14 protein-coding genes are annotated in these 26,096 nt (G+C 52.8%); 9 read left to right on the forward strand and 5 right to left on the reverse strand.

From position 1 onward, the window contains the following. Positions 1-45: 45 nt before the first annotated feature. The 7 genes from CA13_RS27820 (at position 46) to CA13_RS27850 (ending at position 14,827) form a co-directional block, all read left to right on the forward strand. Positions 46-690, forward strand: coding sequence for a cyclase family protein (locus tag CA13_RS27820; protein ID WP_419194920.1), 645 nt, complete (start codon positions 46-48; stop codon positions 688-690). Further along, positions 687-2,006 carry a 3-oxo-tetronate kinase gene (gene otnK, locus CA13_RS27825; RefSeq protein ID WP_146402270.1) on the forward strand — a complete coding sequence of 440 codons (1,320 nt, stop codon included), beginning with the start codon at positions 687-689 and terminating at the stop codon, positions 2,004-2,006. Before CA13_RS27820 ends, otnK begins: the two co-directional genes overlap by 4 nt. Next, positions 2,003-2,635, forward strand: coding sequence for a 3-oxo-tetronate 4-phosphate decarboxylase (otnC, locus tag CA13_RS27830; protein WP_146402272.1), 633 nt, complete (start codon positions 2,003-2,005; stop codon positions 2,633-2,635). Before otnK ends, otnC begins: the two co-directional genes overlap by 4 nt. A 22-nt stretch (positions 2,636-2,657) precedes the next feature. Further along, positions 2,658-2,948, forward strand: coding sequence for a putative quinol monooxygenase (locus tag CA13_RS27835; RefSeq protein WP_146402274.1), 291 nt, complete (start codon positions 2,658-2,660; stop codon positions 2,946-2,948). Between the two features lie 61 nt (positions 2,949-3,009). Further along, positions 3,010-4,098, forward strand: a complete 1,089-nt coding sequence (locus tag CA13_RS27840) for an isocitrate/isopropylmalate dehydrogenase family protein (RefSeq protein WP_146402276.1) — start codon at positions 3,010-3,012, stop codon at positions 4,096-4,098. Positions 4,099-4,404: 306 nt separating this feature from the next. Continuing rightward, positions 4,405-9,252, forward strand: coding sequence for a beta strand repeat-containing protein (locus tag CA13_RS27845; RefSeq protein WP_146402277.1), 4,848 nt, complete (start codon positions 4,405-4,407; stop codon positions 9,250-9,252). Then, positions 9,152-14,827, forward strand: coding sequence for a protein kinase domain-containing protein (locus tag CA13_RS27850; protein ID WP_146402279.1), 5,676 nt, complete (start codon positions 9,152-9,154; stop codon positions 14,825-14,827). The genes CA13_RS27845 and CA13_RS27850 overlap by 101 nt, the downstream gene beginning before the upstream one ends. 34 nt (positions 14,828-14,861) lie before the next feature. Here CA13_RS27850 and mutY read toward each other — a convergent pair whose 3' ends face one another. Both mutY and CA13_RS27860 read right to left on the reverse strand, forming a co-directional pair. Beyond that, positions 14,862-16,037 carry an A/G-specific adenine glycosylase gene (mutY, locus tag CA13_RS27855; protein ID WP_419194921.1) on the reverse strand — a complete coding sequence of 392 codons (1,176 nt, stop codon included), beginning with the start codon at positions 16,035-16,037 and terminating at the stop codon, positions 14,862-14,864. After that, on the reverse strand, positions 16,034-17,155 hold the full coding sequence (locus tag CA13_RS27860; protein WP_146402281.1) for a PDZ domain-containing protein: 1,122 nt from the start codon (positions 17,153-17,155) through the stop codon (positions 16,034-16,036). Before CA13_RS27860 ends, mutY begins: the two co-directional genes overlap by 4 nt. Positions 17,156-17,407: 252 nt before the next feature. Here CA13_RS27860 and CA13_RS27865 point away from each other — a divergent pair, with 252 nt between their 5' ends. Then, positions 17,408-20,698: a mechanosensitive ion channel domain-containing protein gene (locus tag CA13_RS27865; RefSeq protein WP_419194922.1), complete on the forward strand. Its 3,291-nt coding sequence runs from the start codon at positions 17,408-17,410 to the stop codon at positions 20,696-20,698. A 25-nt stretch (positions 20,699-20,723) separates the two neighbouring features. On the opposite strand, the gene CA13_RS27870 is transcribed toward CA13_RS27865, so the two are convergent. Genes CA13_RS27870 through CA13_RS27880 form a run of 3 tightly spaced genes read right to left on the reverse strand, consistent with a single transcriptional unit; the run spans position 20,724 to position 23,958 of the window. Continuing rightward, positions 20,724-21,983 carry an NAD(P)/FAD-dependent oxidoreductase gene (locus CA13_RS27870; RefSeq protein ID WP_146402282.1) on the reverse strand — a complete coding sequence of 420 codons (1,260 nt, stop codon included), beginning with the start codon at positions 21,981-21,983 and terminating at the stop codon, positions 20,724-20,726. A 2-nt stretch (positions 21,984-21,985) separates the two neighbouring features. Beyond that, the gene (locus tag CA13_RS27875) at positions 21,986-22,939 is read right to left on the reverse strand and encodes a dihydrodipicolinate synthase family protein (protein WP_146402284.1); all 954 of its coding nucleotides are present in this window, start codon (positions 22,937-22,939) and stop codon (positions 21,986-21,988) included. Between the two features lie 11 nt (positions 22,940-22,950). Continuing rightward, a complete protein-coding gene (locus CA13_RS27880) occupies positions 22,951-23,958 on the reverse strand; it encodes a proline racemase family protein (protein WP_146402286.1) in 1,008 nt (335 codons plus the stop codon). Between the two features lie 345 nt (positions 23,959-24,303). On the opposite strand from CA13_RS27880, the gene CA13_RS27885 reads away from it, so the two are divergent. Next, a complete protein-coding gene (locus CA13_RS27885) occupies positions 24,304-25,866 on the forward strand; it encodes an alpha-L-fucosidase (RefSeq protein WP_146403937.1) in 1,563 nt (520 codons plus the stop codon). Positions 25,867-26,096 lie beyond the last annotated feature (230 nt).

The following is a 26,096-nucleotide window of genomic DNA, read 5'->3' on the forward strand; positions in this document are numbered from 1 at the left end:
CTTCTTTGTGGCGTAGCATTCATGAGCCGTTTGGGAAGGAACTAAATGATGCGAGTCATCGACCTCAGTTTGCCCGTCAATAACGACATGCCTGGCGTCGCCATTTCGCCAGCCAAGCGAATTGAAACCGAAGGTTGGAACGCGACCACCTTGTCCCTCTATTCGCACTGCGGAACCCACATGGATGCACCGTGGCATTTTGTCACTGACGGTGCGACGCTAGACCAGCAGAACCTTGATGCTTGTGTGGGCGATGCAATTGTCGTCAACGTGGCTCCCGCAAGGCCGAAACAATTGCTTGCGGTTGAAGATCTCGGCAGTCTGGCTGATTCAATTGCTCCAGGAGACCGCCTGTTGTTTCGCACTGATTGGTACAAACGATACGGGACGCCCGAATATCGCAATGAGTTACCACGCATTGGAATGGAGCTAGCCGAGTGGTTGGTCAATCGGCAAGTCGCGATGATTGGCGTAGAGCCACCGTCGGTTGCCGACGTCAACAATGCTCGCGAATTGACCGATGTGCATCAAACGTTGTTTCGCGGAAATGTCCTGATTGTGGAAGGACTCGCGAATTTGGACAAACTCTCCGACCAGATCGTTGAATTTATCGCTTTGCCGTTGAAAATTGTCGGCGGTGACGGTTCACCGGTGCGAGCAATCGCGATTGAGCGTCGAGGTGAGTCATGAACCGAATCGTTCTGGGGTGCATCGCCGACGACGTGACGGGGGCAACGGATTTGGCCATCAACCTTGTCCAAGGCGGCATGCGAGTGGTGCAGATTTTGGGCGTGCCTGATGCGGACGTCCTTTCCCAATCCGACGGCTCCCAATCCGACGGCGTCGATGCGATTGTCGTTGCACTGAAAACACGGTCGATTCCCAAACAGGATGCGATCGATCAATCGCTCGAAACGCTGCGGGCATTCCAATCGCATGGGATCAAGCGATTCTATTTCAAATATTGTTCGACGTTTGATTCAACCGAGCAAGGCAACATTGGGCCTGTGGCTGAATCATTGATCGATGCGCTTGGCGTCGAGCAAACCGTTTTCTGTCCTGCCTTTCCAAGGGCGGGCCGGACCGTGTACCAGGGACATCTATTTGTCGCCGATAAATTGCTTAGCGAATCCGGCATGCAGAATCATCCGCTCAATCCAATGACCGATGCCAATTTGGTCCGCTTCTTAGCAAAACAGTCAACTCGAAAAGTGGGGCTCCTTTCTCATCAGACGCTGGCGGTGGAATCGGTCGACGCAATTCGTGATCGTTTGGCAACGCTTCGGGAGCAAGGGGAATCGCTTGTGATCGTCGATACTTGTGACGATTCCGATCTCCGTATGTTAGCTCGATCGGTCGCTTCGATGCCATTGGTAACCGGCGGATCGGGCTTAGCTCGGTTTTTGCCCGATGCCTATCGCGAAGTGGGGGTTCTCAACGACTCGCCATTCGTACCTCCCTTGCCCGCGGTTGACGGACGAAGCCTGATTGTTGCCGGCAGTTGCTCGATCGCGACTCGGACGCAGGTGAAGCGGATGGAATCGCAATGCCCATCATGGCACGTCGATGTCGATGCGTTGATGGAAAACCACGAGTCTGAATTGACTCGAGTCAAATCTTGGGCCGGCAAAGCTTGGGACGAAACGGCGAACAATGGTGCGCCGTTGCTTGTGACTTCGACATCGAATCCCGAATCGGTCGGAGAGATGCAAACACGTTTTGGCGTCGAAGCGGTGGCCAAGGCGATCGAACAATTCTTGGGCACGCTGACCAAAATGATGGTGGATGAACTTGGCGTGCGCCGGTTGATTCTGGCGGGCGGTGAAACATCGGGTGCGGTCGTTTCGTCTCTTGGAATTCGCTCTCTGCAAATTGGACCGGAAATATGCGCTGGTGTGCCTTGGACGGAAACGATTGGTTGCCAGCCTCGATTGGCTTTGGCTTTAAAGTCAGGCAACTTTGGCGATGAGGATTTCTTTCAAACTGCATTGGAGATGCTCGGATGAGCGAACGTGAGTTGCGCGAACGAATCGCGATGCATGGCAAGTCGATTTATGACCGCGGTCTGACCGGCGGAAGCTCTGGGAACATCAGCGTGCGGTTGCCAGATGGAATGTTAGTCACGCCGACGAATTGTTGTCTTGGAAATCTTGATGCCGATGCAATCACAAAGCTTGACCAGAACGGAAATCGAGTCGCAGGTGATAAACCGTCCAAGGAAGCTTTTTTGCACCATTCGATGTACAAATCGCGCCCCACGGGGCAAGCGATTGTCCATTTGCATTCCACCTATTCCGTCGCAGTTTCATGCTTGGAAGGGCTTGATACGTCGGACGTCTTGCCACCAATTACAGCCTATTATGTAATGCGAGTCGGCACTTTGCCTTTGATCCCGTATTTTGCGCCAGGTGATGAAAAATTGGCCGAAGCGGTAGAACAAGCCGCTAAGGTTGCCCATGCTGTGTTGTTGTCCAATCATGGTCCTGTGGTTTCGGGGAAGAGCCTTGATGATGCGGTCTATGCGACGGAGGAACTTGAAGAGACCGCCAAGCTATTTTTGATGTTGCGAAACGAACGGACACGTTTTCTCAGCGACGACCAAGTGAACCAGTTGCGAGAACGTTTCGCAAACTAATCTCCATTGAAGACGACTCATCATGTTTATTGTTACTGTCACATTCGAAGTCAGCCCGCCCCAACTGCAAGCGTTTCGCGATGCGATGCAGACGCAAGCGAAAAATTCACTCGAATTGGAAGCCGAATGCCACCAATTCGATGTCTGCTACGACTCGGTCGATTCGGCCAAGTGTTTCTTGTATGAAAAATACGCCGACCGCGCTGCATTCGACAAACATTTGGCCAGTGACCATTTCAAGCAATTCGATTTGACCGTCGGGCCATGGATCGTTAGCAAATCGGTCCAAACTTGGATCCAAGAATCCGCCTAGCTGCGATCTACAAGCTGACTCAGTTTTTCCTCACACAACCTTTCAACAAACACAACTGAACATGACATCTTTTCGAATCGCTTTGCTTCCCGGTGATGGCATTGGCCCCGAGTGTATGGACGCAACTCGCATTGTGCTTGATGCGATGGTCTCCAAAATCCCTGGACTGGATTTGACGTTTGCATCCCATCGTGCCGGAGCTGAGCTATACCGCGATACGGGCGAAACCTTGCCTGCTGCGGTTTTAGAAGATTGCTTGGATGCGGACGCGGTTTTATTGTCGGCGATCGGACTTCCTGATGTGCGGCAACCCGATGGAACGGAAGTGCAACCAACGATGATGGTTGGACTTCGCCGTGCACTCCAGGTGCATTCTGCAGTCCGCCCGGTGAAGCTTTACGCAGGCGCGCCGTGCGTATTAAAAGACACTGGCCCAGGGATTGATTTTATCGTCATTCGCGAAAACCTAGAAGGTTTGTTTGCATCGTTCGGCGGCGGTGCAAAAGTGGGTAACGAGGTGGTGACCGATACAATGGTCGTCACGCGTAAAGGGACATCGCTTGTATCCGATTTTGCTTTTCGATTGGCTCAGCGTCGCAAAGGGCGTACGGTGGACGGCAAGAAGATGGTGACGTGCGTCGATAAAGCCAACGTCTTTCGTTCGATGGCGTTTTTTCGCGAAGTCTTTTTTGACATCGCAAAGCGATACCCCGATATCGACAGCAATGCGGTCTATGTCGATGCCATGAGTCTATACATGGTTCAGAATCCCTGGGACTTTGACGTGTTGGTGATGGAGAACCAATTTGGGGACATTTTGTCGGATCTTGGTGCCGGACTCGTAGGCGGTCTTGGACTTGGGCCGTCAGCGGAAATTGGTGAAGATCATGGTTTGTTCCAACCGTCACACGGAACGGCACCTCAATTGGCCGGTAAGAATGTCGCCAATCCGCTCGCGACGATCCTTTCGGCAGCCATGATGCTCGATTGGCTTGGCGACAAGCACAATGAATCGGTTTGCGTCGAAGCGGCGGTGACGCTGGAAAACTCAGTCGCAAAACTACTGAGTGATAGCGACATCCGGACCCCTGATCTTGGGGGAAAAGCAACGACCACCGAAATCGCCCAAGCGGTCGCCGACGGGATTTGAATGCTCTGGTTAGCGTGCTTGTTTTTGCCCTCGAGAGCACGCGGATGGAGAGTAGCGGGGGTTTTATCCCACCGAGTACCGATATTATTCCTCATTCCAATTGTTTGGATTTTGATTGTCTTAAGGAATCGCCGCTACGTTTTGCCTGAACATCATGTGAAAACAGGTAAATTGACGTGTCTTGGTTGGTGATTGAAAAGGGAAAAACGGTCAAACTGACTATGATAGAGCCACACTAGACGGAGCCGACGCAGAAATGGTTTGCGAATCCCCGTCGACTCCTCCTGGCTCGCTTCCCCTTTTGCAATGAATCTTGACCGTTTCTTTACTTCGACTGCGCGGTTAGTCCTCGCACGACTGATCCGATCGCAAGCTTGCCAATCGCGAGCTTGCCAATCGCTGGGGCCGATTCGGGCACGTCGTGCATTTCAACCGTCTCTGCGTTCGCTTGAGGCCCGTTACGTCTTGAACGCGTCGGCCGAGTTGAACGCGATTGGGCAATTGCTCATCTCGGGTACCGGTACGGCTGAAACCGTTCAAATGGAGATCGACGCGAACGGCAATTTGACGCTTCGCGATGAAGCCAACGAACTGATCGGTATCACCGGCAACCCAGGATTGAATCCAACGGATCCACTTCCTCAGCAAGCGATCACGTCCAACCAAATCCAGGTTGCTCTTGATGGCGGTGACGATGTTTTCGTTGCTCAATTGCCTAGCAGTCTTAGTGTGACGCTTTTGGATGGTGGTGGCGATGATTCGGCAAGTTTAACATTGACCGACCGAGGCCCCGTGCGAACGGCGACCTACTCGATCACTGCCGAGACGATCACGGTCGAGCAAGACTCACCCACGATTCGATTAGTCGATGATCGCATGGCCCTTTCGGGCGACGTGTTTATCGGCAGCGAAGGTATATCGTCGACGATCGATCTGGGAATAGGTGATCTATCGATTGACGGTCGATTGCTCGTTCGTGGCGACACGAACGTCATAGGCGATGGTAGCCAAGTCATGATGACTGACGCAGTCGCGACCGCAACGAGTGACAATGTCGACTTGCGGTTCGAACTTGGTGATACGTCAAGTGCAAACTTGTTCTTTGGTGGTGCGGATGATTCAGGGGGCAGTCGGATTGAGAACCTTGAAGTCGGCTCGGCCGCAAATGTTTTGTTTTCCAACCAAGCGACCGAAGTAGTTGGCGACTTGAGGATCAACAGTCAAAGCGGAATGGCCAACATCGATACGGCGATCGATGCAAACCAAATCATTGTGAACGTAAACAACGACGTGAACTTCTCTGGTGGGCTAACTGCGACCGACGCTGTTTCGGTCAACGCTGGCGTTGGCAAGGTCACATTTGCAGACAACATCAACGCGAGTAATTTCTCCGTAAGCTCGGATTGTAATGTCAGCCTCCAGGGGGCTTCAGTCGTGACCGATCAATTTGCGATCGATTCCACAAGTGGAACGGTTGCGGTCGCGTCATCTGTTCAAGCGAACGACATCATTGTCGAAACAAATAACGAGGTGGTGTTCTCAAACAGCGTAACAGCACTAGATATGCTTGCCGTCAACGCAGCCGATGGTGCGGTTGCCTTCGGTGGCAATGTTGATGCGACTGCAGTCCTCGTCACCGCGAACGGCGACATTGGCTTTCTTGGCGAGACAACCACGGCTGAGCAAATCGCTCTTACTTCTGGCGCTGGAGTGGTGCAAATTGATTCAGCGATTAAATCCAACGACATTACCGTTGACGCAAACAACGATGTCAACTTTGCCAGCACCGTTACAGTAGCGAACGTCCTTTCGGTCGACGCTGGCGACGGAGCGGTTGCCTTCGGTGGAAACGTTGAGGCGAATGCAGTCCACGTCACCGCGAATGGCGACATTGGCTTTCTTGGCGATACAACCATCGCTGGGCAAATCGGTGTCACTTCGGTTGCCGGAGTCGTACTGTTTGAGTCAGCGGTTCAAACCAACGATCTCACCGTTAATGCGAATAACGATGTCAACTTTTCTAGCACCGTTACGGTAGCAAACGTCCTTTCGGTCGACGCCGGCGATGGCGCGGTCACATTTAGTGGAAACGTTGAAGCGTCGGAAGTCCTCGTCACCGCGAACGGCGACATTGGCTTTCTTGGCGATACAGCCACCGCTGAGCAAATCGCGATCACTTCGGTTGCCGGAGTCGTACTGTTTGAGTCAGCGGTTCAAACCAACGATCTCACCGTTAATGCGAATAACGATGTCACGTTTTTGAGCACGGTTTCCGTCGCAAATTCCATCATCGTTAATGCAGGTGACGGCATCGTGACCTTTGCCGCCAATGTGGATGCAGACGAACTCAATCTCGTTGGCAATGGCGATGTCAGGTTGATTGGCGATGCGACACGTGCCGTTCGCATTGCAGTTGATTCAGGTGGTGGAAATGTCATCGTTGAGGGCGACTTCATACTTGACGAAGGGATCGCGATCATCGCAGGCGGCGGCAATGTTGATCTCGGAGCAAGCCATCTTACTAGCGATTTTGCTTTTGATGTACTGACGATCGAAGACGCTGGTGCGGTGACACTTGGGGTGCTCGAAGCCGCGAAGGGAAATTTAGTCATTGGAACGTGGCAGGATATCGCGGGCCCTATCGAGCAAGCAAACGAAACGGCGATCCATGTAGATCGATTGAGCGTGTCTAGCCAGAACCTTGTGGATCTTTCGCAGCTTGGTAATTTAATCGGCACCGTTGAGTCATTGATGGCACGTGGCGACGTTCGGGTGTTCGATGGCAATGAAGGGATCTCCATCGGCCAAGTCAATTCGGGAGGTGGTGGCATCTCTATCGAAACGAGTGGGGTCGGGGCTGAGATTTTGCTTAAAGATTCTCTCATTAGCGTTGGTGGAAACATCGTCTTAAACGCGTTGGGCAGCATCATCATGCAACCCGACGCCTCGGTCGCCGCAGCTTTTGGCACGATAACGTTCCATTCGTTTGGCGATGTGTCACTGACGGGCCTTTCGACCTTATCGGCTGCGGACGATGCGATTACGGTTACTGCGAATGTCTCGGGATCCATCGTCGACGCAGGTGATTCGTTGATCGACATCGATGCTAACTTCGGAAAAGTCACGCTATCGAGTCTCTTTGGGATCGGAGCTGAAAATGCTATCGAGACCGCAGCAGGAGGGATTGAAGCGGTGTCGAACGAAAGCGGAGCAATCCGCATCGTTGAAAGCGATGCTGTTCGACTTGAATCGATTATCGCTACCGATGGTCCCATCAACGTATCTGCGGGCGGGACGATTGACGCCATTCATGTCTCATCCGTCAACGTTCTAGGCAGCGACGATCCACTAGGCAATGGGTTGGAGTTGTCCCGAGACATTCGACTCACCAGCAGCGGTGGTGGTGACATATACGTCGGTGAAATTTTGGCGGCGGGGCCAACCGACGTGGTACTCAATTCCGATGATGACATTCTTGCGAGGGACAACGATTCGATTGTGCTCGCCGATGATTTATCACTGGAAAGTCGTAACCAGAACGCTGACGGCGACAATGCAATTGAGCTGAACACGACCATTGAGACTCTCTCGGCAATCGTTGGTGGCGTGAACCGAGGGGATCTCGAAATCCGTGAATCGGATTCCATTGAATTGGCAGCAAATGATACGCGGTCGGACAACTTGACGGTGGAAACCAGCAATGGTGAAGTCCGTGTCATTGCCGAACACGACATCACGATTTCCGATCAGCGTCCGCAGTCAGAGAACGTTGACTTTGCAGTCACGCCGAAACTATTGGCTATGGGTGAAAATGGACGGGTTCACCTCGATGCAGGAAACGCCTCTGGCGACACAATGACGCTTGGTAACGGGGCGTCGATCGTTGCACAGCAAACGTCACTTGGTTCAGTACAGTTGGATGCAGCGGAGTTTGTGTTTGGCGAACAAATTGAAATCCGAACGGGCGCGGGCATTGGCGTCGCTCGCGTCTTTTCACCTCGGCCTATCGACGATGTCGAAGGCACCGCATTTTTTGATTCCACTGGGGTCACTACCAATCGTTTGGAGCAAGCCAACGAGAATGATGGGACTGGAATCTTGACGGTGTTTGTCGGCCAAGAAGGCGAACGCGGCTTAACGTTGAATATCGACTGGGGTGCCGAGACCGCCCGCTATCAACAGGAAGATTTGCTTGCAGGCAATCAGTCCCACCGTTTTTCGCACGTTTACCTTGAACAAGACATTCTTGATACTCAGCTCAACGGTCGGCGATCGGCTACTGCGCCATTGGAGGTTCGTTTTTCGGTTCGTCACCATGAATCGATCATCGTGACTGGTAATACGATCACTCAAGGAGTGTTGGATCCGGATGCGACACCACTCGAGCAACCGTTGCCAATTCGTCCTGGTGAAACGGAGCAGGTGACTGCGGGCGTGGTTTCGGCCACTGATAACGATAATCCCCTCCGACCGGATTTGAATGCAAGTTTCGAAACCAACACCGTTTCGGATAACGCGTCCCTTACGCACTTGAACGGGCATGCTCAGTTTATTATCCCAAGTTTGACCGTCCCCGTTGCCTTTTTTCCAGTCCGTGATGTGTTGCCGGAACCAGAACCATTGGAAGTGTTCGCTCGAACGGAAACGACAAGTGCGCCTAAGGGAGCCAGTATCGAGGCGACGGAGGCATCCGCCACATCGTCCGCCAGTCGAGAAGAGTATTTCCAAATCCGTGTTTTGTCACCCGATCCCGATGGGGATGACTTAGCGGCCCCCGAGCGGCTACCCGATGCGGTGTTAGAAGGTGACAAGTTAAAACAATTGTTCGCCGATCTTCCCGATGGCCGTTATGCCATTGAATATGTTCTCGGCGATGGCAACGAACGAACGATCATCGAAGTGGACATTCGGGATGGCGAGCCGATTGTGCCCGGTGAGGAAATCGAAGGTGGCTATTTGAAATTGAAGTTGCTGGACGAATTGCCCGGCGAGCAGGTTCCGGAAGAAAATCAACTTGAATCTTCGGCGGTCGAGAGGTCGGATTCGTCGGAGCATGTCAACACAGAACGGCATCGACCATTCGATTCCGAACAACGGTTCTCGCGTGCCAGTCGGTTTGCACATCACAATCGGCAACATTTTGGGGTTTCTTAAACGATCGAACGAGTTTATGTCCGATAGAACAAACAACCACCAACCGTCTTCTGAGGACGAGTTGCCTGACGAAAAAAACGAAGGCGGCCTTGATGATGATACGCATGATCCGCGCTTAGATGCGACGTTGGAAATCGAAAGCGAAGACGAACAAAATCGAACGGTTTCAGAGTCATCCGAGCGAACCGTCTCGGACGCTGAATTGGAAAAAACGGTCGTTGTCAATGAAGAAAGGGCGAGTACACCGGTAGAGCCACCAAATGCCGAGGATGTCGATCAGACACTTGGCGCCTCGGACTTGGAATCGACGATTCAGGACACCACGCCAATTGGGCCGGGCGAATCCAACGTCAGCATTGCCATGGCGATCGACGGCGAGCAATCCGAAATGACCACTGGAATCAGTGAGCGTGAAACGATTTCACTGTTGGGTAGTAAGAAGATCGGCGCGACGATCAACCCGCGCGAGCTTTCGGAAAAAGATGCGGAGCTTTGGAATTCCATCACGGGCGTCAGTGGCAGTCGTCGCGAGCCGAGTCAATTGGCGCCCGCGATTGAGCGGTCGCTGCGAGAAACCAATCTTCGGATTAATCCGCGAACCGTCACCAAGGGGAATCTGAGTTCAGCTGAAAAGTCGGACTATCGACTAGTACGTTTGCTCGGCAAAGGCGGCATGGGCAACGTCTACGTCGCTCGCCAAGGATCGCTTGACCGCATGATCGCAGTAAAGATCATTCGGCCTCTCGCGAAGGGGAAACGCGAACAACTTAAGAAGGCCGGACGACTCGAAGCCGTCGAGGGCGATCGACGCCAACAATTCCTCTCCGAAGCGGTTGTCACCGGTGACCTTGATCACCCCAATATCGTGCCCATCCATGACATTGCTGTGATGGGAGATGAAACGCTTTTCTATGCGATGAAGCGGGTCGTCGGCACACCTTGGTCGAAGGTGATCGGTGAAAAGACTCGCGATGAAAATCTCGAGATCTTGCTCAAGGCAGCCGATGCTATTGGCTTCGCCCATACTCGCGGTGTTGTGCATCGCGATATCAAACCCGAAAACATCATGCTCGGCGATTTCGGTGTGGTGATGGTAATGGATTGGGGATTGGCGCTTCCGACCGAAGACTTTGAGAAGCATGATTCGGTGTTCCCAAGCACCGGACTTGGCGGGACACCCGCATTTATGGCGCCTGAAATGGCGACGGGACCGATCGGTCGAATCACGGCGGCGAGTGATGTCTATTTGCTTGGCGCGACGTTGTTCATGATCATCACCGGCTTGCCACCGCATCATGGCGGTTCGGTGCGTGAATGCATTCAAGCTGTAACGGCCAACACGATTCGCGAGATCAAGGACGAACATCGTGGGGAGTTGATGGATATTGCCGTCAAAGCGTTGTCCACGGATCCGGCTAATCGCTACCCCAACGTCGTTAGCTTTCAACAAGCGATCCGCGATTACCGCTCGCATGCGGAGAGCATTTCGCTTGCTTCCCACGCAGCGGAGGACTTGAAGAAAGGCGAAACAAGCCAGCAGTACGCTGATTTTTCGCGAGCCATTTTTGGATTCCAAGAGGCTCTGTCGCTATGGGATGGCAATGTTCCAGCCAAGCAGGGGCTCGATCAATCGCGTTTACTCTACGCCGAAACGGCATTTCTAAACGAAGACTTTGACAACGGTCTACAAGTGCTCGATCCATCCATCGAGCACCATCAACCGTGGATCGATAAGTTGCAGGCGGGAATCAAGGAACGCGAACAACGGATCAAACGTCTTGGCATCCTTCGGACGGTCGCCATGGCAATGTTGGCGGTCATTTTGATCGGCGGTTCCGCTTCGCTGTACGTGATCAACGAGAAAAGAAGTCAAGCCGAGCGAGCCCAGGAGCTAGCCATTAAGCAAACGGAGCTTGCCAACGAGCAGACGGGGCTAGCCAATGAGCAGACGGAGCTAGCAGAAGAGAAGACGAAGCTCGCGAGAGTGGCTGAGGAAAACGAGAGACAGCAAAAAGTCGAGGCGGTTAAAGCAAAAAAGGATGCCGTAGAACAAAGGGTTATCGCCGAACAACAAACGAGACTCGCAAAAGAAAGCGAACAAAAAGCGCTCGATGCAAAACGGGAAGCCGATGAAGCAAAGCTTGCCGCAGAAATTAGTGAACGCGACGCTTTGGTCGCTCGCGATGAAGCAGAAACGCAACGTAAACTGGCTGAATATGAGGTTTACCTTTCACGCATTGGTTTAGCAAAGGCACGCATCGAGCGTAACAATTTTGACAAAGCCCGCGATACATTGACCGCGATCCGAGAGCAGCGTTTAGGTGTAAGGAATGCGAGGTCACTTCCTTGGGAATATCGTTGGCTTGAGCGTCAAGTGGGCCAATCACAATCGTTTGTTAACACTGGTAACGCGGTAATTCAATTAGCGACAAGTCCATCTGCGGACTTCGCTATCAGTGTGACCGAAGACGGTTCGGTGCAGCGGCTAACGCTTGCGCCCGATGGTAAGATCCTTTCGCAGTCCACGAAATCGTTCGGCGACGCCCGGATTAACACCGTTGCCATATCGGATGATGGAAAATGGGTTGCACTTGGAACCGATCTTGGCAAAGTGCAACTTTGGGATGCGAGACTGCAAAACGGAAAGCCGATTATCGATGCTCATACGCGTGGCGTAACGTCACTGAAATTTGCTGGCGGTTCCATGCTCGTGTCAGGATCGACGGACCGTACTGTTCGGTTTTGGGATTTCCACCGGGGCACATCGCTAGCGGATTGTTGGCACATTGCGCCCGTCAAACAATTGGATATTGTTAAGCTCAATGGATCCAACGATTGGGCATTGGCAACGGCCGTGGCTGACGCGTCCGCAGGTCGAGTTGTGTTGTGGAATGTGAGCCCTAACGAGAACACGCTCTCCGTCACGCGTAGGGGTGAATTTGATTCCCACGCTTATCCCGTGTCAGCCGTGGCATTATCTACGGATGGCCGAATGGCGGTGTCGGGCGACGTTTCGGGGACGGTCATGATTTGGCGTCCGTCCACTATTGGTGAAATTGACTATTCGAAACAGATTGGCGATGCGATCAAGAATCTTGAACGCAATCAAACTGGATCTCGCCCGAAACGCGGTTTGACGGCGTTGCGACTTGTGGATGGGGAACTGAATGCCGGCATTTCAGATAGCTCAATCAATCGCGAACGTGCGAATGGCATAGAGTCCCAAGCGGGGCATGCTCATAGCGACGCGGTTCGCGCAATTCGTTTTTCTGATGACGGCAACACTTTGTTGACTGCTTCAGACGACTACACAGTGAAGCTTTGGAATGCCCAATCGCGTGATCTCGTTAGCTCGCTTCGTGGCCATGGTGGGTGGGTTACGGATGCCGATTTCCTTGCCGGTGACGCTTGGCACGTATTGTCCTGTTCGGTCGACAAGAGCGTACGGTCATGGACTCCAAAATCATACGTCGGCGATGCTTCGGTTACTCAGTTGGTGAATTTGAGCAGTGACAACGGTCGTTCCTTGGGAGCCAACGAAAAACAAGCCCATCGGGATGAAATTTGGTCGGCTCGGTTCAGTCCCGATGGGACCCGCGTCGTGACCGCTAGCCGTGACCGAACGGCCCGGGTGCTTCGCGTTGACCGCAACACGATGACGCTTGAGGAAGTTGGACGGTTGCAAGTGGATGACTCGGATGTGGATGTGGAGAATGGAGTACTCAGCGAAGGGACTTCATTTGTGGCGATGTCGATGGCGGTGGATCAACGGCGTGGACGGTTGTATGTCGGAAGTGCCGATGCCGTTGTTCGAATCTGGGATTTGAAGCGGGGAACCGAGATCGGGCGAATGCCTAGCACCGGCTTGAATCAATCGATCGCCCTTTCCGCCGATGGTACGCTAATGCTTACCGGTTCAAGTCGCGAGGACAGCAAGGCGATGCTATGGAAACTGAATCCGTCTGGTCTCCCACGGCCCGAAATCGTTCATCGTTTGCAAGGCAATGACCAAGACCAATCGCATGACCAAGCAGTGACGGCGTTTGCAATTTCGGACAATGGGGAGTTTTTGTTCACAGGCGATCGTGACGGACGAGGTGTATTGTGGGACGCGAAAACAGGTAAACCAATTGGTCAGCCGTTTGACGACCTGCGCGGTTACCGAATGAATGCGATTCGATTCCTGCCTGACGCTCGATCGGTTCTCGTCGCTGCGGATGATCAACAATTGTCGCGGATTGACCTGGCAACGCGCAAACGCACCGCAAAGATGAGTCATGATGGTTTCGTGACTTCATTGTCGCTAGCTCGCGACGGCAAATTTGCTTTGACGATCAGCGAGAGCACAAGCGAAAACCAAATTAAAACGACTGCCACGTTGTGGGAGATGGGAACCGGCGCAGGTCGAGTCATTGATCGCAGCATGATCGCGCGAGCGACGAGTGGGAATCAAGCGGCTGACACAAATCCGCGGGGGCGGATTACCTCAGCGGAAATCGGAGATCGTGGCCGGTTGGCGATGATCTCTCACGCAGGCACGGCGGGGGCCCCCTCTCGCGTTGGTGTTTGGAAGCTTTCGGATTCGGTCGAAACGGCGACCAAGCAACCATGGATTGAATTGCCTCGCGAACTTGGATCTTCGGGTTCGGTGATGCCTGTTTCGCAGCAGGAGTTCGTAACCCTCAACGGCGATTCGGCCTTCTTGTGGAACGTAAAAAGTGGAACCCACCAGCGAAGTTTCCGGGCGCACGGTGCGATCAAGCAAGCAAGCTTCTCGGCGGATGGCAAATACATTGCCACGGGAAGTCGTTCCATAAAGATTTGGAATGCGGAGTCGATGCAAGCGGTTGCGAAGTTGGAAGTTGCACATGCTGGCCCCGTTCGTTCCGTCGAATTCGCGTCAGGGATTGATGGAAACAAGCCCGACTATCGGTTGGTCACCGGGGGTGACGATGGCTTTGTCCGAGTTTGGCGTTTTGACCCGAAGGCGAATCAGGTGAGACGAATCCAAGAATTGAATTTTGGTGGCGTCGTCGAGGTAGTCCGATTCACCAGAGACGGTAAGTTCGTACTAGCCGCGGGGCTCGGTGGTGTGGCCAAATTGTTTCGACTTGATTCACCGGAAAACGCAATCATCTTTGAGGCAGATAGCCTTGGCGATTTCACATGTGCAGCAATCTCCGATGACGGGATGTGGATCGCGGTTGGAACTAGCCAAGCAAAAGGGATTTTGTGGAACGTTCCCCAAACACCAACCGGTAAGGTGGGAAGCCCAATCGAACTTAACGGGCACGCGCAACGGATTGAGGACATCGCGATCCTGCAAGATGGTGATGCTCCGATGCGTGTCTTCACAGCCAGCGAGGATCAAACCGTTCGTGTTTGGGATCCGCGAATACAGCGAACGACGAGTCGAAGCAAGGACGCGGGGCTGACCGCTCGCGAAGTTCTCGTCCTCGAGCGGCATACGTCGAGCGTTACCGCGGTCGATTTGGCTCCCGGTGGCGAGCTGCTGTTGAGCGCTGGACGAGATGCCGAAGTGATGCTTTGGCCCGTCTCACGGAATTCACCTTAGCAATTTCGCACCAATGCAAACGGAGCGGTGTTTGCTAAGGCAGCTTTTGGGCGATCTTTCGACCGGTGACGCTAAGAGGTAAGTCAACCAATTCCTGCTTTGTCATGAATTGCCACGGCGGTGTCGCTTTCCATCGTTTCGGGGGCTTTCCGCTGACCGAGGCAACGAAGACGTCTAACCGAATTCGATACTTTGTCACTGCGTGTTTCAGAGTTGCTAGCTGCTTAAGCGGAGCAACGACGCCCGACATTTCGTGGCCTATGGATGCTGCGGCATCATCGACATTGTCAAACTTGCCACTCGTCACGCGAGGGAAATCCCATAGACCGGCCCATCGCTGGCCCGCGGCAATTGGCCTGACTAGATAGCGGTCCTTCTTGTCGTTGGCAATCACAAATGCAAATTCGGTGCGGTCTTCGTATTGAATTCGTTTCACTTTTCCAGGAATCGATTGTTCGAGTCCCTGTTCTTTTGCTCGGCACATTCGCACGACGGGACATTCGTCACATTTGGGGTTTCTTGGCGTACAAACTAATGCGCCGAGTTCCATTGCCGCTTGGTTGAATATGCCTGAACCCGTTTGTGGCAACATCGCGTCGGCAACCGACCACAACAAATCCATCGTCGGTTTCTCGCCCAGCGATCCTTGCATCGCGATCCAGCGACTGAAAAGGCGCTGTGTGTTTCCTTCTAGAATCGGTAAACGTTGATCGGTGGCAATCGAAAGAATGGCTCCTGCGGTATAGCGGCCAATTCCCGGCAGGGCGAGAGTATCGTCGTAATTCGTGGGGAATTCTCCGTCGTGTTGGTCGCAAATATGCTTTGCCGCTGCATGCATCGAGCGGGCACGGCGATAGTAACCGAGACCTTCCCAAAGTGTCATCAGTGTCGGTTCGTCAATTGCGGCCAGCGCATCCACCGTCGGGAAACGAGTCGTAAATCGCTCGTAGTAGGGAACAACCGTTGTCACCTGAGTCTGTTGCAGCATGATTTCGCTGACCCAAACCCGATAGGGACTCGTTAGAGGTTCGCCGGGTCGACTGCGCCAAGGCAAGTCGCGTGCGTTAGAGGCGTACCAATCCAACAGCCGTTTGCGGACTCGGCTTCGCCATGCTGATGTTTGCCACACAACATCATGTGGCGGGAAATCGGACGACATGAGCGGATCGGATTTTGCCGCTTTTTTAGCCGGCTTTTTGCGTTTGCTCACTCGTTGTCGTACTTTCCGAGTTTCAGTATGACGCTGTTTAATTCTACGCCTCGACGGAATTTTACTTCGACTTCGTCACCGGGCATTTTTTGATTGATCGCTTCCTGCAAATCTTCGAACTTGGTGACCGTCGTATCGTTGATCCCAACGATCTCGTCGCCCCGAAGCAAACCGGCCTGTTCGGCTGGTTTGCCGCGCGTGACTTCGTTAATTCGGCATGTGTCCATTCCGTTGTAACAAAGTACTCCCAAAAAGCCACCTTGTTTGAAATCGATGTGCAGCCCGGGCAATTGCGTCCGCATCTGATCGACTTTCTCTTTGGGTATGCCGGTTCCCATTAGGCTCAATGAGACGGCGATTGGAATCTTGGTGATCTCATCACCGAGTTCGGCTGTCAAATGAACGTAGCGAAATTCAAGCGAATTGACTCGCTCCATTCGCTGGAGCGGCCGGATACAGGTGGTGTCGACTTCTCCTTCGACGATCGCGATTGTCTTCAAGTCGGGCATTTCGACTAACCGCTCGATCACTTCGGAGCGAATTGCGGTTCCTTTGACACGTGCGAATTCAATCTTCTTAATCCAACGAAGCCAAGCTAAAGGCTCTAGATCGCCCGACCAACCTTCGTCAATCTGGACGACCATCTCAGGAGTACTGATGGCACGAACGAGGAATTTGTCGATCCCAATCGTGATGCCAGCCTGGGCTAACACATTGACAGCTTGCGATTGGCGCATCTCGCGAATCTCTTCCACTGCGGTCTTTGCCAACGATGCACGGCTGGTGGCTCCCGACTCGCTCACCTTTGTCAAAGCGTCCCACGCGCCGCCCACCTCGTCGGGCGGCTGTTTTAGCGCGATCTCTGTCAGGCAATGAATGGCGCGGTCAATCGTTTCCAAATCGCCCCGGTCGAGTGCCCCCACGAGCCTCGGCACTGCCGAGGGACCTGCATCAATGAGTTTGCCGGTTGCCGATTTTCGCCGGTGGAATTGGTCATCGCCGAGTTGCTCGACCCACTTCGTAATTGAATCGTTCGGGGGGGCCTGCGCCGTCAATTTTGACAAAAAAATTGGGCCAGTCAGGCAAGCTAGGAAAATAGCAAGCAAAAGTCGATTCATGCGGCGACCGATGGAGATGACGAAAACGAAGATTGGCTTTTCTGGGACAGTTGTATCGTATCGACAACCGCCGATACGGTCCAACCCGGTTGTCCGGGATGAGCGTTGTGAAACACGATCGGGCTAGATTCTTTGCCTGATTTTGCGTATTTCTCCATTCGCCGTTCTGCGCCCGAGCGGCACGATTGTCTGAAATCTCGCATTTTCGCGAGTCATCTGTTAAGCCCTCGACACTGAATTAGGCGGTCTACTATGACCTTTCGATTGGATCTCACCCCCGATTTCGACTGCTGGAACGATGGTGGCCCGATATCTCGCCAGGGCGTTATTGGTGTCGCGATGATGATCTTGGTTGCTTTTCAATCGTGGACCAACCGATGCAACGGCCAATACGTTACCTATCCGAGTTCGTATCCAATCGCTTCTCAACCGGTGAGCTCCTATCCAACTAACTCGTATCCAACCAACTCGTATCCAACCAACTCGTATCCAACTAACTCGTATCCAACTAACTCCTATCCAACCAACTCGTATCCAACCAACTCCTATCCAACCAACTCCTATCCGGCGGAGCACCCTGCCCAATCAACATCCGTGGCCTCGACTCCGGTCCATTCCGCCGCATCGAATCAATCGACAGCATCAAACACAACGATTCCAACAACGGACCTACCACGGAGAGCCATTGCCGAGCCAAAACTGGCATCTCGGTATGACATACAAACCGGGCACGGGCAAAGCGATTGGTTGAATTCCCCTAAGACCTTCACCTCGCAACCGATCGCGCCGTCACCGTTCACTTCGGTCAACGATCGTCCCTATCAATCAGAGTACGACCTAACGGCGATCGAATCGGCTCGGCTTAGTGCAGCCCAATTTCGTCGGATTGCACAAAACGCATCCGGCGTCGGTTCGGAAATTACCGCGTCGGTGGCTACGGAAAACAGCGAATTCGCAGACCGATGGGCACTCTTGGCCGAGCGCTATGGTGTTCTTTCCAATCGAGTCCACGAATCGAGCACTCGACTCGCCACTACCACTCGCGACTACGAGGACGTCCAAGCCAAGCTTGATCACTATGGTTTGACTCCGACGGTGGGGATGTTGTTGCGACACAAGAAGGAGCAATTGGCTCATTGGCAAGCTCATGACACCGTGACACTTTTCACCAACGATGAACTGAGTCGCTCGCGAGCCGAGCAATTGGACATCGAAATGGTCCACTATGATGGCTCTAACCCGGTCGAGCAGACGCAGCAGATGATGGCGGCGAATCGATACGAATCCTCGGAAGGTCCCAATAGAATGGTGGGCTCCAACGCCGCCATGGCATCACAAATTGAGGAATTGCTGCGTCAAAGAAAACTTTGGCTTGTGGCGTTGGGCGAAGGCTATCAAGACTATCGACAAAAATTGGGTGAACTTGACTCGTCGACCACTGCATTGCACGAGTTGACTCACGATTACCAGCGTTTAATCGATCGCCAAGTTATCTGGATTCGCAGCGACGACGCGCTGGCTGTGGACGATGTTCGCAAATTCAGCACCGGGCTTGGAGCATTTTTTAATTCCAAGCGTAGTGCCGACTTTGGGTATTCGCTTGGCCAAAAATGGCGAACCGATCCCGTTGCGGGCATTGGTCTATTGGCATGGATCGTTTTGGTTTTGATGATTCGATGGCGAGCAAAATCGTGGTTGGTTGGAATCGGTAGCCGTACTCGTATGCGTGAGTCAACAGACGAGTTGCGAAAGGTTGCGGCAGGCATCTTAACCACCGTTGTTGCGATTGCTTTTCCGACAATTCTGTATTCCATTGCGCGGTGGCTAGGTGAAGGGTACGTGTCGGAAGCGACGCTCAATGCGTCCAGTGCCTTCTATGCAGCATGTTTGGTCGTGTTGTCCGTCGAAGTGCCGCGGCAATTGTTTCGCACCTTCGGGTACTTTGACAAACACGTTGCTGTGGAGTTGCCACGCCGCAAACGAGCTTGCACTTATCTAATGTTGATCGGTATCGGTTTGGGATTGGCGGCCTACGTGATCACGCTGTCGGGTTTGATCGATCATGGAATGTGGCGCGGCAGTGTTGCGCGGTTCGGATTTTTGGCGTCGATGCTATTGGTTGCATGGACCTTCCATTTAGCGTTTCGTCCCTCCGGCGGATTCTTAGAACCACTGATCGAAAAGTACGGCGGCAGCGTGATCCATCGTATTCGCTTGGTGGTCTATTTGGCCGCGATCGGTTTTCCGCTTGCGGTCTGTGTCTTGTCGGTACTCGGGTATGGGTTCACTGCCAATGAATTGGTCAAGCGTGCGATGATCACGATGGTTGCTGTTTTGATTGGCGGCACGCTATGGTCGGCGGTAAAAATTCTCTCTGCTACTTCGTGGTTGTGGTTGACCGGATCAAAGCAAGAACGCAAATTCGATGAGTATGGCGAGATCAAGTCCGAACGCGTCACCGGGACGTTGGCGGAACATTCGCTTGAGCTTAAGCACCAAATGGCGTTTCTGTGCCAATGTGCTTTGGTTGTTGGTGCGATTGCCAGCTTAGGATGGCTGTGGATTGATGTGTTCCCAAATGTTCGGATGGGAAATCCGGTGGTCTGGACCGTGGACGATACGGTCCAACAAGCCTTGGTCGATGCCAGTGGCGAGACGGTGATGGAGACGGTTACCGAAACAACGCCGATTACAGCGATGCACTTGTTGTTGGCTGCAGCGACGTTGTTCGTTGCGTTTCAACTGGCCAGTCTGTTGCCCGGATTGTTCGACGCTTTGGTGCTTCAACGAGTATCGTTCGATGAAGGGATGGAGCATCTTTCATTGGTGTTCGGACGATGCCTGTTGTTTGGCGTTGGTTGCTTTGTGGCTGGGAAATGGATCGGCATTCGATGGCAAGCGATCCAGTGGTTGGCGGTTGGCCTAACCATCGGGCTCGGCTTTGGTTTGCAGGATATCGTTCGCAACCTGTTTGGCGGAATCATTGTGCTATTTGAAAAACCTGCGAGGCTCGGTGATTTGATCACCGTCGGTAAAGCAACCGGACGAGTTGCCTCTCAAAAACTTCGCACAACGGTATTGTCGGATGAAAAGGGACGCGAGGTGATTGTGCCGAACAAGAATTTCGTCAGCGAAGATGTTGTCAATTGGATGGGCGCCGGTCGACTTAGTGTGATCCCAGTCGAGGTCGCTGCGACTCGCGATGAGCGACCCGCCGATCTTTGTCGAATGTTGCAAGAGTTAGTAATCGATCAGCCAGATGTTTTGCTGTCTCCGTCACCACAAGCGACGTTGGTATGCGTTGGAAAAAGTTTTCAGCGGATTGAGATTCAAGCATGGATCGAAGAGGGACACGATGCATCCAGTTATCGGTCGACGTTATTAAAGCTGGTTACCAAATTTTTGCGTGAGAACGATTGGCTAGCACCCGCTCAACCGCCCCAACGACCGATCAGCGAGTTTGCCCATGGATCGACCGAGGATTTACACGGAGATGATCCGTACGGAAGGAAACGAACTCGAAGCGGCAGACGTTCAGCCTAAAGCCGATTCCCATGCGAGCGATTCCCTAAAACCGGCTTGGTGAAAACGCAGTCGCGTCGATGTGCGTGGGGTGGCCTTGGATGATCTCCGTGATCAACTTTCCAGTCGCTGTCGCTAGGCTCAATCCGAGCATGTTATGACCGGTCGCCAGAAAAGCGTTCGATAGTCTCGGCACTTGCCCGATGATCGGCAAACTATCCCACGTCATTGGTCGCCATCCGAACCATGGCTCTTGTTTGCCAGGCGTGTAAGGTTCGACGAGATAGGGTTTGGCCGAACGCCGCAGTTGTTCAATACGCCGCTCGGGAATCGATTCGTCAAAGCCAACAAACTCCATCATCGAACCAAGGCGATAACCATCATCGAATGGTGAAACCCCCACTTTGTGTTCGGGGAACAACATCGGGTGTTGAGGGCACCGATTGGGTCGGGCCATCGTCACCGAGTAACCCTTGCCAGGTTCGATAGGAATGCGGCACCCCAATTCCTTGGATAAAAGGACGCTTTTGGCACCGGTTGCCAATACGTAGTGGTCGGCGGTCATTGGGCCATGCGAAGTTTGCACGCCAGTGATTTTGCCGGACGTTTTCGACACGTTTTGCAACTCGCAATTTTCAATGAATTTCACGCCGCGACTCTTCAGCTGATTTGACCACGACGAACACAGCAAGTCGGGGCGAACCGATGCATCGCCCGGGAAATAATACGCACCAGCCAATCCTGGTTTCAACGCGGTATCAAAATCGGTGAGTTCACCACCCCTGATTTGCTCGCTCGAGACACCAAAGTGTTCCGCCAGAAACCGTTCCGTATGACTAAACGCTCGCATGCCCGCTGTGCTTTGCAAAACGTAAAGCAGTCCCGTTTCTTTCCACTGGCACGACAATTTCTGTTCAGCAACTATCGATCGATATTCGCTCATTGACGAATCAAGAATCGCCTTTAGATGCTTCCCTGCTGCGAGCATTTGTCGCCGATTGCAGCGGCGAGTGAATTCCCAGAACCATTTCCACTGATGCAAACTTAACCGCGGTTTTACTCGAAACGGTGCATTAGGATTTAGTAGTGATTTCAGAGCAACGCCAATCGCCTCAGGTTCGGTTAGCGGCAACACATGGCTTGGGGAAATGTAACCACAATTGCCAAGCGAGCATCCCGCGCCAATTCGATAGCGATCGATCACGGTGACTTGCATCCCCGCGTTAGATAAATAGTGGGCCGACGCGATTCCAATCACGCCCGCGCCGACCACAATGGCTGATTCGGTGGGGGTTGGTGAGTTCATCGTCAAACGTTGTTGGTTCCACCTGACCAATTGCTGTACCAACTTTTGAACAACGTCCATTGGGCATGGATGAATTCACGTTGGTTGTCGCTAAGAGCATCTGATGGGTTGAGTTGGTATTGGTATTCCGGATTGCCTTCGAGGACCATCAAGTATTTGTAGTGGAGAATTAAGTCGGGGCCTTCATCAAACGTCGAGAGGATTTTTAACTCTGCATCAAGTTCGGTGGCCAATCGCCTTGCTTGGGCGTCCCCTAAAGCCGCTCTTTCGCATAATTCCACTAACCGTAGCACTTCACGCGGCAACGCATTACCGACGCCCGTGATCGCTCCTTTGGCACCGCAATTGACGAAACCATGGAACACTTGTGTGTCGACGCCAACCATCAGGGTTAAGTCCGCCGAGCCGCTGGTTATGTTTTCTGCCGCATAGCTCAACGCATCGGAGCTGCCGAATTCTTTGAAGCCAATTAAGTTTGGATTGTCACAACGGAGATCGGAAAATAAATCGGCACGAGTTTGGAATCCGTAGTGGGGGCTATTGTAAGTCACAGCGGGAACGTCGGCAGCGGCCTTTGAGATTGCTTGAAAGTGAGTTTTTTGGGAGGGGATGGAATTGCCCCGCGAAAGTAATCGGGGGATCACCATTAACCCCGCAGCGCCGACTTGATTGGCGTGTGCGGCGTGAGCGACCGCCAAATGCGGATTTTGTGCCCCGGTGCCAACCACCACCGGAACACATGCTTTGAGAAGTTGCTCAACGCTTTCTTGTCGTTGTGTATCGGTCAGCAGTGGCCAATCACCCATCGAGTCACAATAGACAACCGCTCGCATCCCGATTTCAACCAGGTCGCGCCCCTTCCTAACGCGAGCGTCAAAATCAGGTGTTCCGTCAGCGGAACAGGGAGTCATCAGTGCCGGAACGCAGCCACAAAAGATATTCGAGGAATCAGCCATCAGGAAACTATTTACGTTGAAGGTTTTTGATTCAGTGAAGCTTGGTGATAAGGGATGCCAAAACGAAATGGGTCTGCCGAGTTAATGATCAATGTTAACTCGCCGTTGACAAACGCTTGGCCTTTTATCGTTGGGATGATGCTGCCAGGCGGAATATCGTTTGCTTGGTTTGCCATTTCGACGGATCCATAGAATCGAGTGTCAAGGATTCCAGCTTGTCGCCAAGTTTGATCAAGATGGAGCCGGCCATCTGAAAATAGACAAGCCAACTTTGCGCTCGTTCCGGTTCCGCAAGGTGACCGATCGTAGGCGTTGCTGGGACAGAGAACAAAGTTTTTGCTGTCGGCTGACGCCGGGTCACTGGGCGAATCAAATATTTCCACGTGATCGATTTCGGCCGAGTCTGTTCCAACAATGCCTTGGTCGGCGAGTGATTGGCGAATCGCAATTGCGTACTGGGTTAACCTCCCTGCGTGTTCCAAATGCAAGGGAAACCCCGAAGTGTTGTTGACCAGAAAGAACCAATTGCCACCCCACGCGATGTCGCCGACGACGGTACCCCAATCAGGCACGGATACCGACACCCCAGCGGCGATGCGATAGCTTGGGACATTCCGAACCGAGATCGAGCCGCTATCGTCGACTTGTGCCGTCACGCGTCCGGCGGGTGTTTCAATACCGTGGTCCCCCGCAGATATGATTCCTAGATGAACCAAAGTTTGGACTAAACCTATGGTGCCGTGAATACAGCCGTTAAGGTAGCCGACGCTATTAAAGAAAACCCCGCCCGCTACGCAGTCGTCCCGGTCTGATTCGCATAACAACGCGCCGACCATTGCTTCGTACCCACGTGGTTCACTCAATCCGCAAGTCCGCAGCCAATCATGATCCCGGCGAAGTTCTTCCCGTTTTTCAAAGGCCGTTCGTCCGGTCAGTTTGGGGCCGCCATCGATGACCACACGAGTCGGTTCCCCAGCGGTATGAGAGTCGACAATTCGGATGCTGCGTTGATGTACCATAATTCGTATGTTAGCCGCAAAAAGCGCAAGTGTGATCAGCCAATCGAAACCACAAAACACCACGAAATACTGGCTCGATTCCCCGCGTCGCGTGGTCTCGCCAAGGGGCCTCTTGGTCGCCAACTTCAAAGTCTTGGCATCGCTTCATGTTCTTGTACCAAAAAATCGACCACCGGACAGTGGAAGGGATTTTTTGCTATAATCTCGACCCCCAGATGATTAGAGTATCGCCGTTCCTTTGCATCTGGACTTTTCAAAAATTCTGACCAGTGCGGTCAACACCACGACCCAGCTTTCTAGCGAGACAATTTTATGTTTTTGAGACGTTTGGCATCTGTTCTTTCGATGACCATGTTATGTGCATGTGTGTCCGCGGAATCGCCACACCCTGCGACTGCCCCTCATCCCGCTGTTGCACCAGCGGTCGAGAAAATCAACGCTGCGATCAAGGATGGACCCTATGATGAGGAGTGGTCGTCGTTGAAGAAGTATGAAGTTCCACAATGGTACAAGGACGCCAAGTTTGGCATCTTTATCCATTGGGGTGCCTACAGCGTTCCGGCGTTCGGCAGCGAATGGTATCCACGCCAAATGTATATCAACAAGGGGCGACGAGGTAGCAACTTCTTTGAACATCATTCGGAAAAGTATGGCCCTCAAAAGACATTCGGGTACAAAGACTTTATTCCCCAATTCAAAGCTGAAAAGTTTGATGCAAGCAGTTGGGCGAAGTTGTTCAAGGAGACCGGCGCACGCTACGTCGTTCCCGTCGCGGAGCACCATGATGGGTTCCCCATGTACGATTGTTCGTTCACGCGTTGGGATGCATCGGAAATGGGGCCCAAGCGAGATGTGCTTGCTGAGTTGTCAAAGGCCGTTCGTGACGAAGGCATGAAGTTCGGGTTGAGTAGTCACCGTGCATTCAATTGGATGTTCTACGTCCGCGACGAATCGTATGATAATGCCGATCCACAGTATGCGGACCTCTACGGGCGACCAATGCCGTTTCTGTTTAAAGAGAACGCTTGGGACTACCAAAACTTCTTTCCGCCACAAGACGATCAATTCAAAGATGATTGGTTGGCTCGTTCATGTGAATTGGTTGACAAATACAAACCCGAAGTCTTTTGGTTCGATTTTGCCATCACTCCCAAACGTGATTTGTCGTACGAAGAGAACTCGTATGCGGGGCACTTGAAGAAGTTTGCGTCTTACTACTACAACCAGTCGACGAAGTGGAAGGATGGGATTGGGGTCATCAACTACAAATTCGACGCGTTTCCTGAGACAGCCGCCGTGCTTGATAAAGAACGATCGAAGATGGCCGAGATCCGCAAGCCATTCTGGCAAACCGACACCGCGGTGAGTTCGAGTTCGTGGGGTTACACGGAAAACCAGAAATACAAGAATCCTGATCGGTTGGTCGACGACTTGGTCGATATTGTCAGCAAAAATGGGTGCTTACTGCTCAACGTCGGCCCTCGTCCTGATGGCACGATCCCCGAGCAAGATCAGGCGATTCTGCGAGCGATTGGCGGATGGCTGAAAATCAACGGCGAATCGATCTACGAAACAACCTACTGGAAGACCTTTGGCGAAGGCCCCACCACCGTTTCTACTGGACACGTCTCGGAGGCCAAGGACAAACCGTTTACCGCGGGAGATTTGCGGTTCACCACACGCGATGGTGTGCTCTACGTCACGGGGCTTGCTTGGCCCGAAAATAACCGAATCAACATTCGGTCTCTTGGGAAAGATTCGGGCTTGTACGATGGCGAAATCGGTACGATCACCATGCTCGGGTCCGACGAAACCGTGAAGTGGACTCGCAATTCCGATTCGCTGGAAGTGGCGTTGCCAACCGAAAGGCCTTCGGAATTCGCATATGTCTTGAAGGTAACGAAATAGCGCGTCACCAATTCAGGCGTTTGTTCCGGCGGGAGGATTGTCTCGATCGTATCGAAGACTTTCACCCCGCCAGCAGCTCGTTTGATATCGTTCCGCTTCGGCAAAAACTCGTTCGGAATAGCATGAATGCCGCGTTCCTTGTTGTCGGGGGCATGAACGTTGTCAGGGGCATGAACGTTGTCAGGGGCATGAACGAGCATTTTGAAACAAGCATTCGTCGGCCAGGATGC

Origin of the sequence: Novipirellula herctigrandis (assembly GCA_007859835.1) — a bacterium.
Lineage (GTDB): Bacteria > Planctomycetota > Planctomycetia > Pirellulales > Pirellulaceae > Novipirellula_A > Novipirellula_A herctigrandis.

Coding starts and splice junctions, on each gene's coding strand:
- CA13_RS27820 (WP_419194920.1), top strand. CDS start 46: ATGATGCGAGTCATCGACCTCAGTTTGCCCGTCAATAACGACATGCCT.
- otnK (WP_146402270.1), top strand. CDS start 687: ATGAACCGAATCGTTCTGGGGTGCATCGCCGACGACGTGACGGGGGCA.
- otnC (WP_146402272.1), top strand. CDS start 2,003: ATGAGCGAACGTGAGTTGCGCGAACGAATCGCGATGCATGGCAAGTCG.
- CA13_RS27835 (WP_146402274.1), top strand. CDS start 2,658: ATGTTTATTGTTACTGTCACATTCGAAGTCAGCCCGCCCCAACTGCAA.
- CA13_RS27840 (WP_146402276.1), top strand. CDS start 3,010: ATGACATCTTTTCGAATCGCTTTGCTTCCCGGTGATGGCATTGGCCCC.
- CA13_RS27845 (WP_146402277.1), top strand. CDS start 4,405: ATGAATCTTGACCGTTTCTTTACTTCGACTGCGCGGTTAGTCCTCGCA.
- CA13_RS27850 (WP_146402279.1), top strand. CDS start 9,152: ATGTCAACACAGAACGGCATCGACCATTCGATTCCGAACAACGGTTCT.
- CA13_RS27860 (WP_146402281.1), bottom strand. CDS start 17,155: ATGAATCGACTTTTGCTTGCTATTTTCCTAGCTTGCCTGACTGGCCCA.
- CA13_RS27865 (WP_419194922.1), top strand. CDS start 17,408: ATGACCTTTCGATTGGATCTCACCCCCGATTTCGACTGCTGGAACGAT.
- CA13_RS27870 (WP_146402282.1), bottom strand. CDS start 21,983: ATGAACTCACCAACCCCCACCGAATCAGCCATTGTGGTCGGCGCGGGC.
- CA13_RS27875 (WP_146402284.1), bottom strand. CDS start 22,939: ATGGCTGATTCCTCGAATATCTTTTGTGGCTGCGTTCCGGCACTGATG.
- CA13_RS27880 (WP_146402286.1), bottom strand. CDS start 23,958: ATGGTACATCAACGCAGCATCCGAATTGTCGACTCTCATACCGCTGGG.
- CA13_RS27885 (WP_146403937.1), top strand. CDS start 24,304: ATGACCATGTTATGTGCATGTGTGTCCGCGGAATCGCCACACCCTGCG.